Annotated in this window: 14 protein-coding genes; 11 read left to right on the top strand and 3 right to left on the bottom strand. The window is 70.2% G+C overall.

Annotation, left to right across the window (positions count from 1 at the left end; genetic code table 11):
• Position 1 precedes the first annotated feature (1 nt).
• Positions 2 to 538 (bottom strand): DUF2058 domain-containing protein, encoded by a 537-nt coding sequence (locus tag ML01_RS00185; protein WP_058553380.1) that lies wholly within the window; start codon positions 536 to 538, stop codon positions 2 to 4.
• A 293-nt stretch (positions 539 to 831) separates the two neighbouring features.
• Here ML01_RS00185 and ML01_RS00180 point away from each other — a divergent pair, with 293 nt between their 5' ends.
• The 9 genes from ML01_RS00180 (at position 832) to ML01_RS00140 (ending at position 11,564) form a co-directional block, all read left to right on the top strand.
• Positions 832 to 1,362, top strand: a complete 531-nt coding sequence (locus ML01_RS00180; protein ID WP_058553379.1) for an OmpH family outer membrane protein — start codon at positions 832 to 834, stop codon at positions 1,360 to 1,362.
• 318 nt (positions 1,363 to 1,680) lie between these two features.
• A complete protein-coding gene (locus ML01_RS00175; protein WP_058553378.1) occupies positions 1,681 to 1,917 on the top strand; it encodes a YdcH family protein in 237 nt (78 codons plus the stop codon).
• Between the two features lie 255 nt (positions 1,918 to 2,172).
• Positions 2,173 to 3,975 (top strand): ABC transporter transmembrane domain-containing protein, encoded by a 1,803-nt coding sequence (locus ML01_RS00170; RefSeq protein WP_058553377.1) that lies wholly within the window; start codon positions 2,173 to 2,175, stop codon positions 3,973 to 3,975.
• 400 nt (positions 3,976 to 4,375) lie between these two features.
• A complete protein-coding gene (locus ML01_RS00165) occupies positions 4,376 to 7,432 on the top strand; it encodes an ExeM/NucH family extracellular endonuclease (RefSeq protein ID WP_058553376.1) in 3,057 nt (1,018 codons plus the stop codon).
• A gap of 136 nt (positions 7,433 to 7,568) precedes the next feature.
• A complete protein-coding gene (locus ML01_RS00160; protein ID WP_058553375.1) occupies positions 7,569 to 8,138 on the top strand; it encodes a hypothetical protein in 570 nt (189 codons plus the stop codon).
• Positions 8,139 to 8,192: 54 nt separating this feature from the next.
• Positions 8,193 to 8,855, top strand: coding sequence for a TVP38/TMEM64 family protein (locus ML01_RS00155; protein WP_058553374.1), 663 nt, complete (start codon positions 8,193 to 8,195; stop codon positions 8,853 to 8,855).
• 183 nt (positions 8,856 to 9,038) lie between these two features.
• Positions 9,039 to 9,728, top strand: coding sequence for a PspA/IM30 family protein (locus ML01_RS00150; protein ID WP_058553373.1), 690 nt, complete (start codon positions 9,039 to 9,041; stop codon positions 9,726 to 9,728).
• The gene (locus ML01_RS00145; protein WP_058553372.1) at positions 9,718 to 11,139 is read left to right on the top strand and encodes a hypothetical protein; all 1,422 of its coding nucleotides are present in this window, start codon (positions 9,718 to 9,720) and stop codon (positions 11,137 to 11,139) included. The genes ML01_RS00150 and ML01_RS00145 overlap by 11 nt, the downstream gene beginning before the upstream one ends.
• A gap of 197 nt (positions 11,140 to 11,336) precedes the next feature.
• Complete coding sequence (locus ML01_RS00140; protein ID WP_058553371.1) at positions 11,337 to 11,564, top strand: hypothetical protein; 228 nt, start codon at positions 11,337 to 11,339, stop codon at positions 11,562 to 11,564.
• Between the two features lie 274 nt (positions 11,565 to 11,838).
• Here ML01_RS00140 and ML01_RS30420 read toward each other — a convergent pair whose 3' ends face one another.
• Positions 11,839 to 12,192 (bottom strand): thiamine pyrophosphate-dependent enzyme, encoded by a 354-nt coding sequence (locus ML01_RS30420; protein ID WP_058553370.1) that lies wholly within the window; start codon positions 12,190 to 12,192, stop codon positions 11,839 to 11,841.
• Between ML01_RS30420 and ML01_RS30415 the strand changes: the two genes are divergently transcribed.
• Positions 12,100 to 12,423 (top strand): thiamine pyrophosphate-binding protein, encoded by a 324-nt coding sequence (locus ML01_RS30415; protein ID WP_254045105.1) that lies wholly within the window; start codon positions 12,100 to 12,102, stop codon positions 12,421 to 12,423. The two genes, ML01_RS30420 and ML01_RS30415, sit on opposite strands and share 93 nt — an antisense overlap.
• Here the strand turns inward: ML01_RS30415 and ML01_RS00130 are convergent.
• On the bottom strand, positions 12,332 to 13,609 hold the full coding sequence (locus ML01_RS00130; protein ID WP_058553369.1) for a glucose-1-phosphate adenylyltransferase: 1,278 nt from the start codon (positions 13,607 to 13,609) through the stop codon (positions 12,332 to 12,334). The two genes, ML01_RS30415 and ML01_RS00130, sit on opposite strands and share 92 nt — an antisense overlap.
• Positions 13,610 to 14,200: 591 nt before the next feature.
• Between ML01_RS00130 and ML01_RS00125 the strand changes: the two genes are divergently transcribed.
• On the top strand, positions 14,201 to 14,569 hold the full coding sequence (locus tag ML01_RS00125) for an STAS/SEC14 domain-containing protein (RefSeq protein WP_058553368.1): 369 nt from the start codon (positions 14,201 to 14,203) through the stop codon (positions 14,567 to 14,569).
• Positions 14,570 to 14,613 lie beyond the last annotated feature (44 nt).

The raw sequence follows: 14,613 nt of genomic DNA, 5'->3' as shown, positions 1-14,613 counted from the left end.
GTTACCACATCAGGTCGTCCGGGACCTCGAAATCCGCGTAAGGGTCGGCGTCCGCGCCCCCGGGCTGCGGGCGATTCCAGAGCACGAGCGTCGCCGGGTCCACCTCCAGGGCGCGCTCGGCGACACTCTGCGGCACCAGCTCATAGAAGCTCTCGTGGCGCACGATGGCAAGCGTGCCGGCGGCGATGGCCTGTTGTTGCTCGGCCTTGACGTAGATGCGCTTCAGCGCCGTGCCGTCGGCGAAGTTGTAGGCGATGTCGCTCTTGCCCCGCGGTACGCGATTGTCGTGCACTAGCTGCCACAGGGCCACGATATCCGCCTTGCGCCGACGCTCCTCCTCGCGCTGGCGGTTCAGCTCCTGGTCGTGCTGGCGTTTTTCGGCCGCCGCCCGTTGCGCCTCGGCGCTGCGCTGGGCTGACTCCGCGCTCTGGCCGCCGCCCGCGCGCTTGCCCTTGCGCTGCTTGGTCTTCGCTTGCTTGAGATTCTGCTCACTGACGAGCCCCGCCTTCAGTAGCTGGTCCTGCAGCGAGTTGGCCATGTCATGTGTCTCCGTCCGGTCGCGGTGTTGGAGGAAGCAGAGACCCCAGGCCGATGGCCGGCAAGGCCCGCCGTGCAGGGGTTCTGGACCCATCAGCGTGGACGGCACTGCGCGGCCGCCCAACGAACCCGATTGTAGCCCAGCACCGAATCGGCGTTCCGCAGCGGCCGGGCTGTCGCTCACCCGGCCGGGGCAGTAAACTCCCGCAGCGACAGCCCGGCAGCGCGCAACCTGCGCCGGCCGCCCTCAAACTGACCGCACGCATCATCTGCACAAGCTCCCGGAGACACCCCATGCAGCCCCTCGCCGCTCGCCTGCTCGTCATCGGCCTCATCGCGGCCTGGGCCTCGCCCGCCGCCGCCGAGGGCGTGGGCTTCGTGAACATGGAGCGCATCTTCGCGCAGAGCCCGCAGGGCGCCGCGGTGCAGCAGCGGCTCGCCGATGAGTTCGCCGAGGAGCAGCGCGCGTTTGCTACCCGCGAACAAGAGATCCGCCAACTGCAGGCCCGCCTGGAGCGCGACAAGCCGTTGATGAGCAAGGCGCAGCTCGAAAAGCAGGAGAACGAGATCAAGGCCCAGATCGAGCAGTTCGAGAAGGACTTCGCCGAGGTGCAGCAACAGGTCGCGAAGATCCAGCAGGAAGAAGGCGAGAAGCTCCTGGAGCCGGCCCAGGCGGCCATCTCCGCCGTGGCGAAGGAGAAGGGCATTTCCGCCGTGTTCGAGATCAACACCTTCGACCCGAACCGCGCCGGCATGATGTATTTCGAGGAAGGCTCGCAGGTCGACCTCACCGACGCCGTCGTGGACAAGCTGAACAAGCCGTAGCCCTGGCGGCAACCGCGGCCGGCGGACGTCGGCCAGGCGCAAACGCCGCACCCAGCCGCGCACCGGGCGGCCTTTTCGCGCACTTCCATAATCCAGGTCATTCCCCTGCCATCCCTGGTGGTTTTGGTTAGATGACCAGTCGTTTACAATCGAGCCGCAGTGCGGCAGCGACGCACACACTGCGGCATGCCGCCGCACTGCATCCAGTGAACGACGCACGCCGACCCGGCACCGGCCTGCGGGAGTCCGGCATTTAACTGCAACCGGGGCATTCACAACGCGCCGCCATGGCGCGCTGCTGCGGAGGACGATCACCCGATGCTCGGCGAAAAACATGATTTGATTCACGAGTTTCCGGAGCTCGAAGGCAAGATCGAAGCCATGCGCGAATCCAACGAGCCCTTTGCGTCGCTCATGGATCAGTATGACGATCTCGACTCCCGCGTGCGCAAGCTCGAGGAGCTCGGCACACCGGTGGCCGACGAGACCATTGAGGAGCTGAAGAAGCAACGCCTGTTGCTGAAGGACCAGCTGTACGAGCTGCTGCGCCCCTGACCGGCGCCCGGCTCCGAGCCCGCTCGGCACCGCCGGCGCTGCCGCGCCAACCCCCGCGCAGCGCAGGCGGGCACGCTGCTCGCGGAGAGCTTGCTCTGCGCGCGACGATGCACCCCTCCGTAGCTCCGCCGCGCCGCGGCCGAGCCCGCGCCGCCCCCGAGATTGATACCCTGTCGCGACCCGCCCCTGGGCCACGTCCTTCTGCGCCATCGTCCTAGGCGCTCCGCCTAAGCCACGCCGTGTCGCCGAGCTACCATGCGCCCCACTGGACCCGCCACCGACACCGACCGCGCCAACAGCCGTCGCCTGGGACCGCTCGTGCGGCTGCTCGGCTTCGCGCGGCCCTACTGGGCGCGGCTCACGCTCGCGCTTACGGCGCTGGTGTTTGCGGCCGTGGCGTTGCTCGCCTTCGGCCAGGTGATCCGCGCCGTGGTGGACCGCGGGATCGCCACGGGCTCACCGCACGCGCTGAACCTGGCGCTGGCGCTGTTCCTGGGTGTGGTGCTGTTGCTCGCGGCGTCCATTGTCGTGCGCAGCTATCTGCTCAACTGGATCGGCGAGCGCGTGGTCGCCGACGTACGTCGCGCCGTGTTCGCCCGCGCGCTGGCGCTGGACGTCGGCTTCTACGAGACCACCCGCACCGGCGAGCTGATCGCCCGGCTCACCAGCGACACGGCGCTGCTCCAGGTGGTCGTCGGCTCGACGCTCGCCATGGGGCTCAGGAGCGCTATCCTCGCCGCGGGCGGGCTCGTCATGCTCGCCATCACGAGCCCCAAGCTCACGGCGCTGGTGCTGCTCGGCGTGCCGGTGGTGATCCTGCCGAGCTGGGCCATCGGCCATCGCGTGCGCCGGCTGTCGCGGCAGAGCCAGGATCGCATCGGCGACATCGGTGCCTACGTGGATGAGACGTTGCACGCCATCCGCACCGTGCAGGCGAGCTGCCACGAGCCCATCGACGCGGCCCGCTACGGCGAGCGGGTGGAGGAGGCCTTCACCACGGCGATGCAGCGCTCGGTGGCGAGCGCGGGGCTGTCCGGGCTTGTCACGCTGCTCTCCTTCGGCGCCATCGGCACCGTGCTCTGGTTCGGCGGCCATGCGGTGCTGGCCGGCAGCATTACGGGCGGCGAGCTGTCGGCGTTCCTGTTCTATGCCGTGCTCGTCGCGGGCTCCGTCGGCTCGTTGAGCGACATCGCGGGGCAGCTCCTGCGCGGGGCCGGCGCGGCGGAGCGGCTCATGGAGCTGCTCGTCACCGAGCCCGCCATCGCCCCGCCCGTGGTGCCCAAGCCGTTGCCGCAGCCGGTGCGCGGGCACATCCGCGCCGAGGCCCTCACCTTTCGCTACCCGGCACGGCCGGACACGCCCGCGCTGGCCGCGCTCGAGCTCGACATGGCGCCGGGCGAGCGCTTGGCGCTGGTGGGGCCGTCGGGTGCTGGCAAGTCGACGCTGTTTCATCTGCTGCTGCGCTTCTATGACCCCGAGCAGGGCCGGCTCAGCTTCGACGGCGTGGACCTGCGCGCGCTGGATCCCGCTGAGCTCCGCCGGCACATCGCCGTGGTGCCGCAGGACCCCGTGATCTTCGGCACCTCGGCCAGCGAAAACATCCGCTACGGCACGGAGGAGGCGACGGACGCGCAGGTGCAAGCCGCCGCCGAGGCCGCCCATGCGGACATCTTCATCCGCCGGCTGCCGCAGGGCTATGACACCTACCTTGGCGAGCGCGGCGTGCGCCTGTCCGGCGGCGAGCGCCAGCGCATCGCCATCGCCCGGGCCATCCTGCGCGACCCGGCGCTGCTGCTGCTCGATGAGGCCACGAGCGCGCTCGACGCCGAGAGCGAGCGGCTGGTGCAGGACGCGCTTGAGCACCTGATGGCCGGGCGCACCAGCATCGTCATTGCGCACAGGCTCGCCACGGTGCGCGAGGCCGATCGCATCCTCGTGCTCGACCACGGGCGCATCGTCGCGCAGGGTCGCCACGACGAGCTGCTCGCGCAGGGTGGGCTCTATGCGCGGCTCGCGGCGTTGCAGTTCCAAGACCGGCCGGCTGCCGAGCCGGCCTGAGGGTAAACGCCCGCCGTCGGGCGCTCGCAACCATCTAGCGAGGCAGAGCCTCAGACCGACCAGGGCACGGCGCCTCGTCTTGCGCAGCCCGCTCGTCGGCGCATTGAACCCAGGGCCAAGGCGGACTCCCTTGGCCCTTGGCCCTTTTGCCTGCAAGCGCCGTGTCGTCGTGAAACTTGACTCATCTGCCAACATTCGGCGCCGTCAAGCAACCTACTCCGACCCGACTGAAACCGCGCCCCGGCCGTCACAGCGCCGTAGCCACGGCGTCACGCAAAGATCATGCAACCGTCAATCGGTTGCAGTCCCCATCGGTCACACTGCCTCACCTTGAGGGAAGGCAGCCGGCCGCAGGGATCGCGCGCGTCACTCACCCGCTCGCGAAACTCCGGGGTCAGATATGTTTGAAGCTCTTCCGCGCCGCGTCGGCGCCGCATCGCTCGGCGTTATCCTCGCCTGGGCAGCGGTGCCTGCCGCCGCCGACGTCACCATCACCGGCATCCTCGACGGCCCGCTCTCCGGCGGGGCGCCGAAGGTCATCGAGCTGTACGTCTCCGGCACCGAGGACCTCGGCTTCTACGAGCTGGAGCGCTCGGCCAACGGCCGCGCCTTCGGCAACGCGACACCGCTCGCTGGCACCTATACCGACGCCTTCGTCTATCTGGTCGGCACCGCCGGCAACGGTCGCGCCGACTTCGAAGCGCTGTTCGGCGCGGCAGGCGACTTCGCAAACGTTGCCCTCGTGTCCGGGAATGTTGCCGGCAACGGCGATGACGGCTTTCGCCTCGTCGAGGCCAGCGGCGGACCGGTCATCGATCAGGTCTGGACCGAAGACACCAACGATGTCTATCGCGACAGCTATCTCTACCGCAACGACGGCACCGGGCCGGACGGCGGCTGGGTCGCGGCCAACTGGACCTTTCCCGGCAACGATGTGCTCGATGATCTCAGCGCCGCACAGATCGCTGCGGCCGTGCCGTTCGGCACCTTCGTCGCCGGAGCGGCGAGCGCCGGCCCGGTGATCGCGACCTCGGTGCCGGCCAACAACGCGGCCGACGTCGACCCGGCCATCGGCACCCTGGCACTGACCTTCAGCGAGCCGCTCGCGGCAACCACGGACACGAGCGCGTGGTCCCTGCGCTGCCCGAGCGACGGCGCGCAGTTCTCCGGCACGCCGGTGGTGGACCTCGCCGCCGGCACCGCGACCCTGCCGCTGGACGATCTGCCAGCCGGCACGTCCTGCCAACTGACGCTCCCCGCGGGCAGCGTCACCGGCGCGACCTCGGGCCAGGCCAACAGCGCCGCGCTCACCGTCGCATTCAGTACCGCACAGCAGTTCGCCGGCTGCGGCGACGCCGGTGCCACGCCGATCTGGCAGATCCAGGGCGACGGCGCCGTGAGTCCGCTGGTCGGGCAGGTTCAGGACATCGAAGGCGTCGTCGTCGGTGCTTACCAGGGCACCGATGGCAGCGGGCTCAGCGGCTTCTTCGTGCAAGAGGAAGATACCGACGCCGATGGCGACCCGGCGACCTCGGACGGCATCTTCGTCTTCGACAACGCCGGCGTCGCACCCCTGCTGGCCGTCGGCGACATCGTCCGCGTCACCGGCACCGTCGCCGAGTTTGCGCGCAGCGGCGACACCAGCGGCAGCCTGACGCAGTTGAACAAGGTGCAGGCGGTGACGGTCTGCACCGGCCTCACCGGCACGGCCACCCCGGCGGTCGTGGAATTGCCATTGGCGTCGGACCCGACCACCGATTTGGAGCCGGTTGAAGGGATGGCGGTGACGCTGCTTGCCACCGACGGTGAACTGACGCTGGCCGAGTATTTCAACCTCGACCGCTTCGGCGAGATCCGCGTCGCCGCCGGCGGGCGCCCCGAGCAGTTCACGATGGCCAATCAACCGGACCCGGCCGGCTTTGCCGCGCATCAGGCCGAGCTCGCCCGTCGCACGCTGATGATCGACGACGGGCGCTCCGGGCAGAACCGGGACCCGCTCGCGTTCGGCCGCGGCGGCCTGCCGATCGATGTGACCATCGCCCCGCCGAACCTGCTGCGCGGCGGCGATACCGTCGCCCGCATCGACGGCGTGATGCACTACGACTTCGGTGTCTATCGCATGCAGCCGGTGCTCGCCCCGAGCTTCGTCGCCGGGAACGAGCGCCCGGCGGCACCGCCGGCCATCGCCGGCTCGCTCAAGGTCGCAAGCTACAACGTACTGAACTACTTCCAGCAGCTCGACGACGGCACGGCCAAGTGCGGGCCGCCGGGCTTCCAGCAGACCTGCCGCGGCGCCGACCAGGGGCCGGTGGACGGCCTCGGGCGCAATGAGCGCGACCGCCAAGAGCAGAAACTGATCCCGGCCCTGCTGGCGCTCGACGCCGACATCATCGGGCTGATCGAGATTGAGAACGACTTCGGCGCCGGCGGTACCTCTTCCGCACAGAACCTCGCAGACCTGATGAACGCGCAGAACGCGCTCGACGCCATCACCGCTTGCGCGCATTACTCCGCCGTGGACCCCGGCGACTGGGTCGGCACCGACGTGATCGCGGTCGGCTACCTGTACTGCGCCGACACCGTGGAGGTTGCGCCCGGCAGCACGCCTGCGATGCTCGATGACAGCGGGCTTGCCGACCTCGGCCTGGCGGACCTGGCGCCGCTGTTCAATGGCGACAATACCAGCCGGGTGCCGCTCGCGGTGAGCTTCCGGGAACTGGCAAGCGGTGAGGTGCTGACCATCGCCGTCAATCACTTCAAGTCCAAGGGCGACTCGGGCCTGGCCAGGACCACGACCTGCCGGGACACCCCGGCGCTCGACCCGAACTGCGACCAAGCAGACGGCGCCGGCTTCTGGAACGGCCGCCGCGCGGACACCGCCACCGCACTGGCCGCGTGGCTCGCGACCGGCCCGACCGGCAACGCCGACCCGGACCTGCTGATCATCGGCGACCTGAACGCCTACGCGAAAGAGGAGCCCATCGCACGCCTGGAGGCCCTGGGCTACGAGAACCTGAGCGCCCGCATCGGCGGCTATTCCTTCCTGTTCGATGCCCAGCTCGGCAGCCTGGACTATGCGCTCGCGAGCCCCTCGCTGGCCGCCAAGGTGGCCGGCATCGCCGAATGGCACATCAACGCCGACGAGCCCGACGCCCTCGACTACGACATCAGCTTCAACAGCGAATTCTGGTATCGCGAGGACGCGTTCCGCACCTCCGACCATGACCCGCTGCTGGTCGGCATCGACCTCCTGGCCATCCCCGAGGCCATCCCCGGCGACCTCAATGGCGATGGCCGCGTCGATATCGCGGATTTTCAGGTCTTCCGCGCCGCCCTCGGCAGCCGCACCGGCCAGGCGCGCTTCAACGCCGATGCCGACTACGACGGCGACGGCGTCGTCAGCTATCGCGATTACCGCATCTGGTACGGCCACTGGCAGGCCGCCGTCCGCGGCTGAAGCGGCGCGCCCGGCGGTAGGTCCGACGGCTCGGCGCTCTCTGCCGCCGACCGCTGCCGCGGGGCGCTTCCCCCAACCACCAGCCTTGCCGCCGGCAGGGCTGCGTAGCCAAACCAGCATTTGAGGTAAACGAACCATGCGCAGATCCACCGTCCATCCCCGACTCCTTGCCGCCGGCGCCCTGTTGGCCCTGCTGGCGCTGCCCGCCGGTGCCTTCCAGATCACGATGACGCCGCCCCTCGCGCCCATCGCCGTCGGGGACAGCTTCAGCGTCCTGGTCACGGCCGAGGATCTCTTCGACGGCAATAGCACAGACACGCTGATCGCCTATGGCTTCGAGGTCGATACCGGCGGCGGCGCGGCGCTCACCGGTGCGACCGTTGCCGCCGGCTTCGACGATGATGCGGGCGCCCTTGGCCTTAATGTCGCAGCGTCGAATCTCCCGGGCCTCACGGACCCCGGCGGCACCTTCGACCTGCTGCTGTCGGAGCTGACGTTGACGGCGCTGGTCGCGGGGCCGCTGTCGCTCACGCTGAGCGCGGACACGCTCGATCCGTTCCAAGGGCTGTTCTTCGCGGCCGGCGGTCAGTTCGCCTTCAGCGACACGCTGACCCTCGAGATCGAGCCCGCCGCCGCCCCGCTGCCGGGCACGGCGCTGCTGCTCAGTGCCGGCCTGCTCGCGCTGCGCCGCCGGCGCCGCGCCTGACCATCGGCGCCGGCGGGCGCTGCCGGCGGTCGCGGTGCAGCCGACGACAACCCCATGACCCGCGCGCTGTTGCTCGCCGCCGCCCTCGCGGCGCTGTGGCTCGCGCTGTCCGATGTGCTGACCTTGGAGGTGCTGATGGACCAGCGCGCTCGGCTCGCGGCGGCCTACGCCGCCGATCCCGCGGCCGTCGCCGCAGCCTTCGTGCTGTTCTACGTGCTCGCCGTGTCGCTGTTCCTGCCGACGGCGGCGCTACTGACCGTCGCGGCTGGCGCCATCTTCGGCTTCGGCGTCGGTGTCGCGGTGATCGGCGTCGGCTCCGCGCTCGGTGCCGCGCTCGGCTTTCTGCTCTCCCGCCACCTGCTCGGCCGCCGGCTCCGCCGGCACTGGCCGCGGACCTTCGCGCGCATCGATGCCGGCGTTGAGCGCGAGGGGGCGTTTCATCTCTTTGCGCTCCGCGTGGTGCCGCTGGTGCCCTTCTGCGTCGTCAACCTCGGCATGGGGCTGACGCGGATGCCGTTCGGCCGCTACCTCGCCGTGTCGCTGCTCGGCACGCTGCCGAGCGCGCTCGTCTTCGTCAACGCCGGCGCGAAGCTCGCCGCCGCCGGCACGGCGGCCGAGCCGCTCAATGCGTCCCTGATCGTTGCCCTGTGCCTGCTCGGGCTTTTCCCGCTCGCGGCGCGGCATGGGGTGCGCTGGCTGCGGCTGCGGCTCGCCTGAGGCCGTACATCTGATGTACATCGGCCGGCAACAGATGTCCGGCCAATGCGCCAAAGGCAGCTCGTCCAGCTCGGGGCAGATCACGGAACTCGCGGTTTTATAAGCGGCTTTCGGCGCTCGCCAAACCGGGCACGCGCCTTGATCAGCATCGGTTACCTTCCCCCGCAACGACAGGAGCAACCGATGTCCCTCTTCAAACGCCTCTCCGCCACGCTGTCCGCCCGCGTGGACGAGCTGGTGGGCGAGATCGAGAACCACGACGCCGTCGTCGAGGCCGGCATCCGCGACGCGCGCCGCGCCTACGCAACGGCCAAGGTCCGCCTGGAGCGGCTCAAGCACGACGGCGAGCGCCTGCGCGAGCGGCTCGATGCGCGCCGCACCGACGCCGACACCTGGCGCCGGCGTGCCGCCGGCAGCGATCACGAGACCCGCGGGCTGGAATGCCTGCGCCGGGCCAAGCGCGCCGCCGCCGAGGCCGACGCGCTCGCGGAGACCCTGAGCCGGCACGACGCCACCTGCCGGCGCCTCGATGCGGACGTGGACGGGCTCCGCCGGCAGGTCGAGACCCTGGAGCACCGCCGCCGGCTCATGCGCAGCCGCGCCGCGAGCGCCGACGCCGCCGCGCGCCTCGCGGACCTGGACGGCGCCCCGGCGCTGAACCTGGACGACACCTTCGAGCGCTGGGAGATCCGCATCGCCGAGCGCGAGGTCAGCGCGGTGCGCATCGACGACGCCGACGACAGCTTCGCCGCCGCCTTCGACGCCGACGAGGAACGCGCCGCGCTGCAAGCGGAGCTCGCCCTGCTCAAGGCCGAGCAGAACCCCGAGCAGAACCCCGAGCGGAACCCCGAGGAGAACGACCATGCGCGCTGATCTCGCCACCGACGACCTGAGCCTGGACCTACCGGAGGACTTCGTACCGCTGCCGGTGCGCCGGCCGCAGCGGGTCGCGAGCGCGCCCCCGCGGCGTGCGAGCGAGCCGGATGAGCGGGATGAGCCGAGCGAAGCGCCCACCACCACACTGACCCTGTCCACGCTGCTGCGCGGCCTGGGCGCCCTGGTGGTCACCGGCGCCTTCGTGCTCTACCTGTTCCAGGGCTGGCGCGGCGGCGACGACCTGACCCGCGCGTTGCTGCTGCTCGGCCACACGCTCGCGCTGACGCTCGCGGGCTTCGGGCTCGGGCATTGGCTGCAGGAGCCCCGCGGCGCGCGGCTCTTCATCGCGCTCGCACTGGCGGCGATGCCGGTGAGCTTCGCGTTCCTGGGCGGGCTGCTCTACACCCACATCGGCACCGTGCCGCCGGACGCCGCCGCCGCCGGCTTCTGGCAGCCGGCGGCGGGGGGCGCGCTGGCGCTCGCGCCGGCGCTGCTGCTCACGCTCGGTGCGTCAGCGGTGCTCGCGCTCGCCATCGGCATCGGCTTTCTGGTCCTGGCGCGGCGCTCGGCCTGGCCGTTGACGGGGCTGTATCTGGCGGCGAATCTGGCGCTCTTGGTGCCGGTGCGCGACGGGCTCGGCGTCGCCGCGCTGCTGCTCGGGCTCGGGCTGCTGCTCGGTGCCGGCGCCGCACGGCTGCGGTCGCGGGATGCGGCGCTCGCGACCGCGGAAGGGCGCTTCGCGCAGCTCGTGCTGGCGCTGCCGCTCGCCGTCATCGCCGGGCGCAGCCTCTGGCTCTATGCGCCGGACGCGCTCCTGTTCGCGGTGCTGGCGCTGCTCGGCTACGCGGCCTTGCGCGCCGCGCTGGACGCCGGCGTGCGCTGGCCGGCGGCGCTGGAGGCCGGCGCGACGCTGTTCGCGCTGCTCACCGCGAGCGCGATGCTGGCGGTGCTGATCCCGCTGGCGGGCGTGCCCGACCCAGCCAAGCTGCCCGCCACGGCGCTGGTGCTCGCGGCGCTGCTGCTGGACCTCGGCAACCGGCCGGCCTTTGCGGCACCGCGGCATCGGCGCACGGCGGCGGGTCTCGTCGCCGGTGTCATGGCCTTTAACCTGGTCGCCTTCGGCGGGCTCGGCCCGGCGCTCGGCGCCGTCGCCGCCGGCGGCGTCGCGCTCGCCGCAGGCTACGGGCTGCGCAGCCGGATGCTGTTCGCGTTCGGCTTAGCCGTGACCTTGCTCGGGATCGGCTACGCGGTGCAGGGTCTCATCGCCGGCTTCTCGCTCGGCACCTGGACGACGCTGGTGCTGCTCGGCAGCGCGAGCATCGTCGCCGGCTCGCTGGTGGAGCGCCATGGCACGGCCCTGCGCGGGCTGCTGGCGCGGGGGCGGAGGCGTTTCGACGCGGCGACCTGACCGGCCCCGCGTCGCCATCCGCGCCAAGGATCGTCGCGGTGGTCATGGCCTGAGCGAAGGGTCAAGGGCCGAGGGCCAAGGGAGCCGCCCTCGGCCCTCGGCCCTTTCGCCTTTCGAGCCGTCAGGCGGGCCCGGCCTCGACCCGCGCATGGGCCGTGACCCACTTGCGGACCTTCTCGACATGATCCTGCTCGTTTTTGCTCGGCGTGCCGGAAGCGCTTCGCCAGATCGTCCTGACCCATTTCCTCGGCGAGATTGGCGAGCAGCACCCAATTCTCGTCGTCGGCCAGCCTGGCGGTCAGCAGCGCATGCAGGCACTGACCGATGGTGGTGCGCGCATCGGCGAACACCGAGCCCGGGCCCTGGCCTTTGATGCCGGCGAGGTGGATGGACTGTTGGGGATGGACGACGATGGGCCGGGCTGAAACCCGGCAGGTGCAACCTTGGTGCCAGCGGGAACGTGCGGCACGTCGGCAAGCCCGGCGCGGGGCCGGGCCGCGGATGGCGCCGGAGCGTGACGGACCCGGCTCACAAGGCCAACGGGCGGGGGAATAGAGCCTCTTTGTCGAGGTCGAGGTCGAGGTCGCGGTCGAGGTCGCGGTCGACATCGAGCGCAGCCAATTGCCGATGACGATTACGACAACGACAATGACAATGACAACGACAACGAGCGGAGACGCCCTTCCGGGGCTAGGGCAATCAGCCCCGCGTCAGCCAACCCGCCGTCATCTGCTTCGCGGTCTGCGCGACGATGCGCCCGGTGCGCGGGTCGCCCCTCAGCAGCGCGCGCATGAAGCTCGCGACCTGCTCGGAGCTCAAGTGCGGCGCCAGCGGCGGTACATTCGGGTCGCACAGCGCATCGATAACCACCGGTCGGTCCGCCGCCAGCGCCTCGTCCCGGGCACCGCCGATCTGCGCCGGCCGGCCGACGCGCAGCCCCTTGAGCCCCAAGGACTCCGCATAGCCGGCGTAGTCGAATTCCGGGATCTGCTGGCTCGCCTCGAACGCGAAGTCGGCGTCTGCCTCGCCACGTCCGGCCCCGGCGCGATCCACCTGCTGAACGGGCTCTACGACGTGCGGCTGGACTCGACGCCGGTGCTCGCCATCGTCGGCCAGCAGGCGACCACCGCGCTCGGCAGCAGCTTCCAGCAGGAGGTGGACCTCGCCATGCCGAGCGCCGGTGAGCGCGCCCTCACTCCGAGTAGCCGATGCCGAACCCGCGCGAGTCGCGGGCGAAGAACGGCGTGCGCCCGCGCGGCACCACGACGACGCCCGAGGGGGTGACGACCCAGCGGCGGCGGTCCTCCTCCGGGTCGATACCGATGCGCGAGCCGTGCTCGACGAGGTTGTGGCGGTCGATGATGGCGCGCTTGAGCTTGGCGCCGCGGCCAATGCGGGTGTAGTCCATGATGATGCAGTCCTCGACTTCGGCGCCTTCCTCGATGACGGCCTCGCGACGGACGATGCTGTTCTTGACGCGCGCGTTCTCGACCACCGTGGCGGCACCGAAGAGCGAGTTGTCCACATCCCCGCGCAGCACCTTCGCCACCGGCCCCTGGTAGTTGCTGGAGAAGATCGGCCACTGCGGGTTGAACATGTCGAGCGCCGACTCGGCGCCGAGCACGTCCTGGTGCGCCGCGTAGTAGGCATCGATGGTGCCCACGTCGCGCCAGTAGGCATGCTCCTCGTAGGATTTGATGCCCGGCACTCGGTTGTCCGCGAAGTTGTAGGCGAAGAGCCGGTTCGAGGTCAGCATGCGCGGCAGCACATGGTTGCCGAAGTCCGTGCCGCCGTGGCGCCGGGCCTCGCGCAGCGCCCGCACCAGACAGCCCGAGTTGAAGATGTAGTTGCCCATGGAGGCATAGACGCGGCTCGAATCGCCCGGCATCGGCGTGCCGCGGGCGGGCTTCTCCTGGAAGTCGCGGATGCGTCCATCGTCGTCGGCGGCGATGACGCCTAAGTGCGGCGATTGCTCCACCGGCACCGGCAGCGCCGCCACGGTGACGTCGGCCTCGCGCTCTTGGTGGAAGGCGATCATCTGCTGCAGGTCCATGCGGTAGATGTGGTCGGCGCCGAACACCAGCACCAGCTCCGGGTGCTGGTGATCGATGAGATCGATGTTCTGGGCCACCGCGTCCGCGGTGCCCGAAAACCAGGCCGAGCCGCTCAGCATCTGCGGCGGCACCACGGTGACGAATTGATCCGGAAACAGCGGCGAGATGGTCCAGGCCTTGCGGATGTGCTCGATCAGCGACTGCGACTTGTACTGCACCAAGAGATAGATCGTGAAGATGCCGGAGTTCACCAGGTTGCTGAGCACAAAGTCGATAATGCGATAGCGCGAGCCGAAGGGCACCGCGGGCTTGGAGCGCTTGTCGGTGAGCGGCATCAGCCGCGACCCCTGGCCGCCGGCCATGACCATGGCCATGACATTGGTCGCGCAGCGGGTGCGTGCGGGGTAGCTCGGCATCGTGGGTCTCCGGGGCTGGGGGCGCGACACCACGAGCGGCATCCACGCCGGACAGTCGGCACCGAGCTCTGCGGAGCCGGCGCTCGTCTCGACTGCAAAGCAAGGAGCGGACCCGTTCGCCGGCGCGCCAGCTCCACCGGCGCTGGGTGCGCAGCGACGGGTCGGCCGGGAGACCGCCGCCCCCGGACAGCGCGGCGGTGCGAATGCACCGTTCCGCGGTGCATTGGCACCGGCCGCCATGAGCGGGAGCCCAGGTGCGGCGCGGAGCGGGATGGGCAGACAAGGCCTTGCCAAGCCCCGGCACGCTTTCTGCTTTCGCTACCGGCGCAGTCCGCGTCCGCCGAGGTGAGCATGCTGAGGGACACGACGACGCCGCGACCTGAGAGGGCGATCGTCAGCGGGCGAACTTCGCGAGGCCGCTGATTTCCTCGGCGTGCTCGCCCCGCCGGCGGTCTTTTTGTGGGCCATCTCGGAACACGCAGACGCGCCTGGCCTCGGACCCCAAGCGGCGGTGGGATTGAGCGCCGCCTTGCCGCAGGCCGCCTTGCCGCAGGCCGCCTTGCCATAGCACGAAACCGTAGAGGCATACCGATGATCGATGTCCAAGAACGCCCCGACAGCAACATCGTTGAGCTGCACGCGTCAGGCTCCCTGTCCACCGTGGAGTTCGACGACACCCTCGCCAAGCTCAAGGCCGCGATGGACCGCTACGGCCGCATTCGGCTGCTGCAGGACATCGGCGAGCTGGACGCGCCGCCGATCCCGTGGAGCAGGATGTGGGAGGACATCAAGTTCAGCTTCGAGCACCTGAGCGACATCAGCCATGTCGCCGTCGTCGCCGACCAGACCTGGATCAGCGCCTACGTCAACATGATGAAGCCGGTGATGAAGCCCGAGATGAAGCACTTCAAGCGCGCGGACCTGGACGCCGCACGCGCCTGGATCGAACAGGCCACGTGACCCGCCCCGGGTGCGCCGACTTGAGTCGGCTCTTCGGATCGGAG

The sequence above is a fragment of the Thiohalocapsa sp. ML1 genome (genome assembly GCF_001469165.1).
GTDB lineage: Bacteria > Pseudomonadota > Gammaproteobacteria > Chromatiales > Chromatiaceae > Thiohalocapsa.
This window is presented reverse-complemented; position numbering and strand designations above follow the sequence as displayed.